The organism is Ruminococcus sp. CAG:379, from assembly GCF_000434255.1.
In the GTDB taxonomy this organism is placed as follows: Bacteria; Bacillota; Clostridia; order Oscillospirales; family Ruminococcaceae; genus Ruminococcus_F; species Ruminococcus_F champanellensis.
Genome location: NZ_FR894900.1, coordinates 37,989 through 47,289 on the forward strand (window position 1 = coordinate 37,989; position 9,301 = coordinate 47,289).

8 protein-coding genes are annotated in these 9,301 nt (G+C 57.2%); all 8 read left to right on the forward strand.

Annotated elements, in window-relative coordinates; all coding sequences use genetic code 11:
• A partial coding sequence (gene ruvB / locus QVO51_RS06910; RefSeq protein ID WP_288167960.1) for a Holliday junction branch migration DNA helicase RuvB occupies positions 1–766 on the forward strand: 766 nt, incomplete at its 5' end.
• A 35-nt stretch (positions 767–801) separates the two neighbouring features.
• On the forward strand, positions 802–2,154 hold the full coding sequence (gene glmM, locus QVO51_RS06915) for a phosphoglucosamine mutase (RefSeq protein WP_022357789.1): 1,353 nt from the start codon (positions 802–804) through the stop codon (positions 2,152–2,154).
• A 3-nt stretch (positions 2,155–2,157) separates the two neighbouring features.
• The gene (locus QVO51_RS06920) at positions 2,158–3,024 is read left to right on the forward strand and encodes a class I SAM-dependent methyltransferase (protein WP_022357790.1); all 867 of its coding nucleotides are present in this window, start codon (positions 2,158–2,160) and stop codon (positions 3,022–3,024) included.
• Positions 3,025–3,163: 139 nt separating this feature from the next.
• On the forward strand, positions 3,164–4,042 hold the full coding sequence (locus tag QVO51_RS06925) for an energy-coupling factor transporter ATPase (RefSeq protein ID WP_022357791.1): 879 nt from the start codon (positions 3,164–3,166) through the stop codon (positions 4,040–4,042).
• Positions 4,043–4,065: 23 nt separating this feature from the next.
• Positions 4,066–4,941, forward strand: coding sequence for an energy-coupling factor transporter ATPase (locus QVO51_RS06930; protein ID WP_022357792.1), 876 nt, complete (start codon positions 4,066–4,068; stop codon positions 4,939–4,941).
• Entirely contained in the window at positions 4,935–5,738 is an 804-nt protein-coding gene (locus QVO51_RS06935; protein ID WP_022357793.1) for an energy-coupling factor transporter transmembrane component T family protein, read from the forward strand. The genes QVO51_RS06930 and QVO51_RS06935 overlap by 7 nt, the downstream gene beginning before the upstream one ends.
• Positions 5,739–5,750: 12 nt before the next feature.
• Positions 5,751–8,366, forward strand: a complete 2,616-nt coding sequence (locus QVO51_RS06940) for a YfhO family protein (protein WP_022357794.1) — start codon at positions 5,751–5,753, stop codon at positions 8,364–8,366.
• Positions 8,345–9,166, forward strand: a complete 822-nt coding sequence (truA, locus tag QVO51_RS06945; protein ID WP_022357795.1) for a tRNA pseudouridine(38-40) synthase TruA — start codon at positions 8,345–8,347, stop codon at positions 9,164–9,166. Before QVO51_RS06940 ends, truA begins: the two co-directional genes overlap by 22 nt.
• The last annotated feature ends 135 nt before the right edge of the window (positions 9,167–9,301 follow it).

The window sequence follows — 9,301 nt, forward strand, 5'->3', positions numbered from 1 at the left end:
CCCTGCCATTGAAAAGGCAGGGGATCTGGCGGCACTGCTGACGAATCTGTCGGAAAATGACGTGCTGTTCATTGACGAGATCCATCGGCTTTCCCGGGCGGTGGAGGAGGTGCTGTATCCGGCCATGGAGGACAATGCCCTGGATATTGTGATCGGCAAGGGACCCTCCGCCAATTCCATTCGGGTGGATCTGCCGAAATTCACTCTGGTGGGGGCTACCACCCGTGCGGGACAGTTGACCTCCCCCCTGCGGGATCGGTTCGGCATCATCCAGCGGCTGGAGCTGTACCCGCCGGAGCAATTGTGCGACATCATCCGCCGCAGCAGCATGCTGCTGGGGATTCCCTGTGAATACGACGGCGCCATGGAGCTTGCCCGGCGTGCCCGGGGCACACCCCGTATTGCCAACCGGCTGCTGAAGCGGGTGCGGGATTTTGCAGATGTTATGGGGGACGGAAGAATCTCCCGCCAGATTGCCTGTACCGCTCTCGACAAGCTGGAGATCGATGAGCTGGGGCTGGACAGTCTGGACAAACGGATGCTGCAAATGATCATCAAGGGCTACAACGGGGGACCGGTCGGTCTGGAAACCCTGGCTTCCGCCATCGGGGAGGAGGCTGTGACCCTGGAGGATGTATGCGAGCCGTATCTGATGCAGCTGGGCTTTTTGTCCCGGACGCCCCGGGGCAGATGCGCAACCCAGCTTGCCTATCAGCATCTGGGCATTCCACAGGAGGGAAGCCAGGACGGTCAGCTGACCTTGTGATAGCATACAATACTACAAATAAGGAGATTGGACAAATGGGAAGACTATTCGGAACAGACGGCGCAAGAGGTGTGGCGATTACGGAGCTGACCTGTGAGCTTGCGATGCAGATCGGCAGAGCGGCGGCACTGGTGCTGACCCGGAAGATGAATCACAAGCCGATGATCTATATCGGCAAGGATACCCGGATTTCCTCGGATATTCTGGAAGCTGCCCTGGCGGCAGGCATCTGCTCTGTGGGAGCCAATGCGGAGCTGCTGGGCGTTGTGCCCACGCCGGCTGTGGCGACCCTTGTCCGGCTCAATGCGGCGGATGCCGGGGTGATGATCTCCGCCTCCCACAACAGTGTGGAATTCAACGGCATCAAGCTGTTTTCCTCCACGGGCTATAAGCTGTCCGATGAAATCGAGGAGGAGATCGAGGCGCTGATCCTGGATCACCCGGAGCAGATCAAGCTCCAGTCCCATACCAACGTGGGGCGCATCAGCGTGTACCAGGATGCACAGCGGGACTATATCCGTTATATCCAGAAGGCGATCCATACGGATCTGAAGGGGCTGCGGGTAGCCCTGGACTGTGCCAACGGCAGTGCTTCTGCCACAGCAAAGAAGCTGTTTGAGGGTATGGGGGCAGAGGTGCTGATGGTCTGCGATCAGCCGGACGGCAGCAACATCAACGCCGACTGCGGCTCCACCCATACGGAAAGCCTTATGGAGTTTGTACCGGAGCATCAGTGCGACCTGGGTCTTGCCTTCGACGGGGATGCGGATCGGTGCCTTGCGGTGGACGAAAAGGGCGAGTTGGTGGACGGCGACAAGCTGATTGCCATTTTCGCCAAGGCATACAAGGATCAGAACAAGCTGAAGAACAATGCCGCTGTGGTTACGGTGATGACCAACCTGGGTTTCCAGCATTTTGCGGCAGCAGCCGGCATTGACGTGGTGGTTGCATCCGTCGGCGACCGGTATGTGCTGGAGAAAATGCTGGACGGAGGCTATAACATTGGCGGCGAGCAAAGTGGTCACATCATCTTCTTGGATGAGGCTACCACCGGAGACGGACAGCTGTCCGGCGCAAAGCTGATGGAGATCATGGCGCAGACCGGCAAGAAGCTCAGTGAGCTTGCCACTGTGATGGAGCATTTTCCACAGGTGATGATCAACGTCAAGATCGCCGCAAAGGATCGGGAAATGTGGAAGAATGATCCGGATATCACTGGACTGATCGCAAAGCGTGAGGAGGAACTGGGGGATACGGGCAGGATCCTGGTACGGGAAAGCGGTACGGAGCCACTGATCCGGGTGATGCTGGAGGGGCGTGACTTCCGGCGCATCAATACCTTTGCAATGGAGATTGCGGATAAAATCAGAGAAAAAGTAGGACGATAAGCTTTGAGAATTGCAGACAACTGGAAGGAATACCGGATCCTGGACACCTCCGACGGAGAGAAGCTGGAGCTTTGGAACGGCGTGAGTCTGATCCGGCCGGATCCGCAGATCATCTGGAAAACGCCCCATGCCGTACCTCAGTGGGACACGGCGGACGGGCATTATCATCGCTCCAATGCAGGAGGCGGCAGCTGGAGCTTCCGCAGAAAGCTGCCCGATTCCTGGATGCTTCACTACAAGGCGCTGACGTTTCAGATCCGCCCCACCGGCTTCAAGCATACTGGGTTGTTCCCGGAGCAGGCGGTGAACTGGGACTATATGTCCGGACTGATTCAGAACGCAGGCAGACCCATCAGCGTATTGAATCTGTTTGCATATACCGGAGGCGCCACCCTTGCCTGCGCCCAGGCTGGTGCGTCCGTGTGCCATGTGGATGCCTCCAAGGGCATGGTTCAGTGGGCACGGGACAATGCGGCGGCATCCGGTCTGACGGAAAAACCCATCCGGTGGATCGTGGATGACTGTGAAAAATTCGTGCAGCGGGAGATCCGCCGGGGAAGAAAGTACGATGCCATTGTGATGGATCCACCCAGCTATGGGCGTGGCCCCGGAGGAGAGGTCTGGAAGCTGGAAAACTGTGTGTATGATCTGGTGCAGCTTTGCGCCGGGGCACTTTCGGAGGATCCGCTGTTTTTCCTCATCAACAGCTATACTACCGGGCTTTCCCCTTCGGTGATGGGGTATATCCTGGGAACGGTGCTGCAAAAAAAGCTGGGCGGCAGCGTACAATTTGATGAAATCGGGCTGCCGGTGGAGCAAAGCGGTTTATACCTGCCCTGCGGTGCAACGGCAATCTGGCAGGCTGAATAAGGGCAGTGTCCCGGAAATATGGTATGGGATACGGCGGTATGTGGGGCAACAGCGGGACAAGTGTCCGCGCATTGCCCTGTTTCCTGTTTTGGGCATGCATCGTGTCCTGCCGAACCCATGCTACGAAAGGAGCCGGATCATGGCTGAAAACTGCATCATTGAAGTGCAGGATCTGCACTTTGCATACGAAAACGAATTGGAGCCGGAGAAGCCTGCTCATCAAGTGCTAAAGGGCGTGAATTTACAGATCCGCCGGGGGGAATTCGTGGCAGTGCTGGGACATAACGGTTCCGGTAAATCCACCCTTGCAAAGCACTTGAATGCCATTTTGCAGCCTACCTCCGGCAAGGTGCTGGTGGAGGGCATGGACACCTCCGACCCGGAGCTGCTGTTTGACATCCGGCAGCATGTGGGAATGGTGTTTCAGAATCCGGACAACCAGATCGTGGCAACCATCGTGGAGGAGGACGTGGCATTTGCACCGGAAAACCTGGGAGTGCCCCGGGAGGAAATGCGCAAACGAGTGGATGATGCTCTGAAAGCGGTGCATATGTACGAGTACCGGCATCATGCCCCCCACCAACTGTCCGGAGGACAGAAGCAGCGGGTTGCCATTGCCGGTATCATTGCCATGCGACCGGACTGTATCGTGCTGGACGAGCCCACCGCTATGCTGGATCCCCACGGCAGGCGGCAGGTCATGCGCACCATCCGGAGCCTGAACCGGGAATACGGCATCACCATTGTGCTGATTACCCACTATATGGAGGAAGCGGCGGAATGTGACCGGGTGGTGGTGATGGACAGCGGCAGGGTGCTGCTGGACGATACCCCCCGGCAGGTGTTTTCCCATGTGGCGCAGCTGAAGGATGTGGGGCTGGATGTGCCCCAGGTGACGGAGCTTGTGTATCTGCTGAACCAGGCTGGCTGTCAGCTGGATCCCCACATCATCCACGAGGAGGAATGCGTGGAGGCACTGGCACAGCTGCTGGGAGCACCGGATGCGCCCGGTGCGTGAATATCCATGGAGGAGAGAGACGATTGGCAATTCTGAAAACTGAGGGACTGACCTATCAGTACAGTGTAGGCACTCCTTTTGAAAAAACCGCTGTGGATCATGTGGATCTGGAAATCCAGAACGGGGAGTTTGTTGGTCTGATCGGCCATACCGGCTCCGGGAAATCCACCCTGATTCAGCAGTTCAACGGCTTGCTGAAGCCCACCTCCGGCAGGATCCTCCTGGACGGGCAGGATATCTGGGCGCTGAAAAAGGCGGATATGCGGCAGGTGCGGTTCCAGGTGGGACTGGTGTTTCAGTATCCGGAATACCAGCTGTTTGAGGAAACCGTGTATAAGGACATTGCATTCGGTCCCCGGAATATGGGACTGGATGAACAGGAGATCGACCGGCGGGTGCGGCAGACTGCCCAGGCAGTAGGTCTGGCACCGGAGCTGCTGGAGCAGCCTCCCTTTGCCCTGTCCGGAGGACAAAAGCGCCGGGTTGCCATTGCCGGCGTCATGGCAATGGAACCACGGGTGTTGATCCTGGACGAGCCTACCGCCGGGCTGGATCCCCGGGGCAGGGACCGGATCCTGGATCAGCTGAAGACGTACCACCGGAGCCATGGGGGTACCATTATCCTGGTGTCCCACAGTATGGAGGATGTGGCACGGTTCGCCTCCAAGATCTTAGTGATGAACCAGGGCAAGGTGTTCTGCTACGACACCCCGGAGCATGTGTTCCGCCGTTCTGAGGAGATCCGGAGACTGGGCTTGTCCGTGCCACAGATCACCCGGGTGTTCAACGCACTGGAAAGCCGGGGCTATCGGTTTGACAGCCAGGTGTATACGGTGGCGTATGCAAAGGATATGCTGCTGCAGTATCTGAAGGAAAAAGGCGGTGATGGAACATGCTGAAGGACATTACCCTGGGGCAGTACTTTCCCGGCGAAAGTGTGATCCACCGGCTGGATGCCCGGTTCAAGATCATCCTTACCACCCTGTTCATCGTCATGCTGTTTGTGACCCAGAAGGCGCTGGGACTGGCAGTGGGAGGCGTGTTCTGCCTGTTTGCCATCGTCCTGTCCCGGATCCCGGCAAAGATGTTTGTCAAAAGCATCAAGCCCATCGTTCCCATTCTGATCTTCACATCCCTGCTGAACCTGCTGTTCATCGACAAGGGAACGGTGCTGTTTGCCTGGAAGTTTATCCACATTACCCAGGGGGGCATCCAGACCTCCGTGTTTATGGTAATCCGCATCATTTTCCTGATCGCCGGCACTTCTCTGCTGACCTATACCACGTCCCCCATCCAGCTGACTGACGCTATCGAGCGACTGCTTTCTCCCTTGAAAAAGCTGCATGTGCCGGTGCATGAGCTGGCGATGATGATGACCATTGCCCTCCGGTTCATCCCTACGCTGATCGAGGAAACCGACAAGATCATGGCGGCGCAGAAGGCACGGGGGGCGGATCTGGAAAGCGGCAGTCTGATGCAGCGTGCAAAGGCTCTGATTCCTATTCTGATCCCCCTGTTCGTGTCCGCATTCCGCCGGGCGGAGGAGCTTGCCACCGCCATGGAATGCCGGTGCTACCGGGGCGGAGAGGGACGCACCCGGCTGCGGCAGATGCAGTCCGGTGCCCGGGATTATATAGCCCTGGGCGTTACCTGTGTATTTCTGGCGGCAGCCATCGTGCTGCCCCGGTTGATCTGACCGGAGGGATCCATGATGCAGCGTGTGCTGAAACTGGCAGGACGCATCAGCCGCAGGGCAGAACGGCATCCGCTGCTGTGGTGCTTTCTGCTGCCCTGTTTGCTGTTCGGCTTTGGCTTTGTGATCCAGGGGATCTACCCCTTCGGCAATGCCCAGATTCTGGTGACGGATCTGTGGCACCAATATTACCCCTTTCTCCGGCTGTTGCAGGAAAAGCTCCAGACCGGCGGTTCCATGCTCTATACCTGGCGCTCCGGACTGGGTACCAATTTTCTCAGCCTTGCTTCCTATTACACCGCAAGTCCGCTGAATCTGCTGGTGCTGTTTGTGCCGGCAGTATGGCTCCGGGAGGCTCTGACCCTGTTCGTGATGATGAAGGTGGGCTTTGCCGGGCTGTTCTGCGGCATGCTGCTGAAGGATCTGTTTCACCGCCGGGATATGTCTTTGGTGTGCTTTTCCATGCTCTATGCCCTGTGCGATTATATGACCGGCTATTACTGGAACGTTATGTGGCTGGATACGGTGGCATTGCTGCCCCTGGTCATGCTGGGTCTGGTCTGGCTTGTCCGGGACGGGAAGCGTTGGCTCTATCCCCTTGCACTGGGGCTGTCTTTGATTTCCAACTACTATATTGGCTATATGACCTGCATTTTCAGCGTACTGGCGTTTTTTGTACTGTGCATCTGTCTGGGTCGGAGCATCCGGCAGTGGCTGCTGGCAGGGATTCGGTTTGCATACTGTTCCCTGATCGGCGGCGGACTGTCCGCCTGGCTGCTGCTGCCTGCATACCGGGCATTGGGACTCAGCTACAGCGCCAACAGTCAGTTCCCGAAGAAAGCCCTGTGGCAGTTGGACTGGCGGGACATGCTGTCCAATCTGCTGAGCTTTCAGCGCCCTACCTCCCTGGAGGGACTGCCCAACGTGTCCTGCGGCATGCTTTGTGTGGTGCTGTTCTTTGCGTTCATTTCCGCAAAGAAAATTCCCCTCCGTGAAAAGCTTTGCGCAGTATCCCTGCTGGGATTCCTCTTTGCCAGCTGTAGTCTGAACATCCTCAACTATATCTGGCACGGATTCCACTTCACCAACATGCTGCCCTACCGGTTCTCCTTTCTGATCTCCTTCGTACTGGTGGTGCTGTCCTTTCGGGCATACTGCACCCTGGACCGATGGCAGCGGTTTCAATTTGTGCCCATCCTCCTTGGTACAGGTGCGCTCTGCATCCTTTCCTGGGGACGGCAGACCAGATTTGCCGTGATTTGCAGCGGTCTGCTGGGGATCGGCTTTCTGCTTCTGCTGCTTGCCCGGCAGTTCCGGCAATGCAGCCGACGGGAACTGAACCGGATCCTGGTGATTGCCGTTACAGTGGAAATGCTGTTCCAGGTGCGGCTGGGAAACCAGCAGGTGGGATCCACCAACCGGGAAGTGTATCCCCGGAACAACGTACAGATGGAAACCCTGCTGGAGCAGCTGTCCCTGCAGGATGCGGACTTCTACCGGGCGGAGGAAAGCCGAACCTACACCCTCAATGAGGGGGCGTTGATGGGCTTTAACGGGGTATCCCAGTTTTCTTCCTCTGCCAATGTGGCGGTGACCGGCATGCTCAAGCGGATCGGTCTGTCCGCCGGGGAGAATGCCAACCGGTACTGCTACAGCGCCTCCACCCCCTTCACCAATATGCTGCTTGGGGTCAGGTATGTATTTGCGGTGGATGGGTATCTGCCGGATGCAGCCCTGTACACGGAGGTACTTTCTACTGATCCTGTGACCGCATACCGGACAAATTACGCATTGCCCCTGGGCTATATGGTGGAGGAGGACGTGCTGAATTGTGTTATGACCAGTGGCGGCAACGTGTTCCACAACCAGAATAAACTGTTTTCCGCTATGACCGGGATCCCGAAGGATCTGTTTTCTGCGGAGCTGCCTTCCGGCACCCGGCATACGGACATTACCGCCGACAGCAATCATTATGGCAGCTATCACATCTGCGCCGGTTCTGCGCCAGGCAGAGCTGCCTTTGATTTCACCCCTACGGAGGACGGAATCTATTATGCCTACGTCAGCGGCGGCGGCATCAAAAACGTGGAGGTAGACCGGCTGGGTATACAGCCCCAAAGCTACAACATGGAGCGCCGTCCCTATCTGTTCCCCCTGGGCAGCATTTCCGCCGGGGAAACGGTTTCCATTGGCGGAGAGATCCCGGCGGATACGGATCAGTATCTGACCTTGTATGTGTACCGGCTGAACCAGCAGGTGCTGGAGGAGGGGTATCAGCGCCTGGGGGATGAGGTTCTGACGGATCTGCAGGTGGAGGACACAGCCGTGTCCGGCAATGTTACGGTCAGGACAGAGGGCATGCTCTACTGCTCCATTCCCTTTGAACCGGGCTGGAGTGCTCAGGTGGACGGGGAACCGGCGGAGCTGGTACCTCTGTGCGGTGCCATGACCGGCATTCGGCTGACCCCCGGCACCCACAGCATCCGGCTGAACTATGTGCCGGACGGATTCCGGGAGGGTGTTCTCATTACCGGAGCCAGTGTGCTGCTGTTGGGGGCAGATCTGGCAGCGGCATATGTATGGAAGAAACGAAGAAAGAAGGTGCACCCATGCGAACCCTCAAATGCATGATGGCATACCGGGGCACAAAATATCACGGCTTTCAGCGACAGGATAATGCCCACACCGTCCAGGAGGCGGTGGAGCAGGCACTGGGCAGTGTGCTGAACCATCCGGTGACCATTTACGGCTGTTCCCGGACGGATACGGGGGTGCATGCCCGGCAGTATTGCTTTTCCTTTCAGACGGAACGTCCGATCCAGCCGCTGAATCTGGTGCGGGGGGGCAACGGCAGGCTGCCGGATGATATTTCCCTGCTCAGTGCGGAGGATGCAGCACCGTCGTTTCACGCCCGGTATGCCTGCCGGGGGAAAGAATACCTGTATCTGATCCACAACAGTGAATCCCCCAACCCGTTTCTGCGGGATCTTGCCTGTCACCACCGGCGCCCCATTGATCCGGCATTGCTACAAGCCTGTGCGGATCGCTTTATCGGCACCCATGACTTCAAAAGCTTTTGCAGCGCGCAGGCACAGCGTACCAGTACTGTCCGCACCATCTATGATTTTTCTGTAGAAATGAGCGGAGATTCTATAATACTACTTGTCAAAGGCGATGGTTTTCTGTATAATATGATTAGGATCCTTGTGGGCACTATGCTGCAGGTCAATGACGGCAAGCTGAAGCTTTCGGATCTGGACGGAATCCTGGCAGCCCGGGATCGGCGATGCGCTGGAAAAACCGCAATGGCATGCGGTTTGTATCTGAACCGGGTGTTCTATGACGATGCATATCAGACAGAGCCGAAAAAAGGACTCCGGATTGTAAAAAAGGAGATGGAGCCGGTACCCGTTCCGGGATGGATCCGGTAAAATACTATGGCGACTGAATACAACACACAGGACATTGTAGTAGCAAGACGAAGGCGGAACCGACGGCGCAGGATGCAGAAGCTGTTTTTGTTTCTGATGCTCCTGCTGCTGGCGGGGATTATCTACGCCCGCCGG

What these genes read in the sequence shown, in the direction of transcription:
- QVO51_RS06925 (WP_022357791.1), top strand. Translation starts at nt 3,164, where the DNA reads ATGGCTGAAAACTGCATCATTGAAGTGCAGGATCTGCACTTTGCATAC.
- truA (WP_022357795.1), top strand. Translation starts at nt 8,345, where the DNA reads ATGCGAACCCTCAAATGCATGATGGCATACCGGGGCACAAAATATCAC.
- QVO51_RS06935 (WP_022357793.1), top strand. Translation starts at nt 4,935, where the DNA reads ATGCTGAAGGACATTACCCTGGGGCAGTACTTTCCCGGCGAAAGTGTG.
- QVO51_RS06940 (WP_022357794.1), top strand. Translation starts at nt 5,751, where the DNA reads ATGATGCAGCGTGTGCTGAAACTGGCAGGACGCATCAGCCGCAGGGCA.
- glmM (WP_022357789.1), top strand. Translation starts at nt 802, where the DNA reads ATGGGAAGACTATTCGGAACAGACGGCGCAAGAGGTGTGGCGATTACG.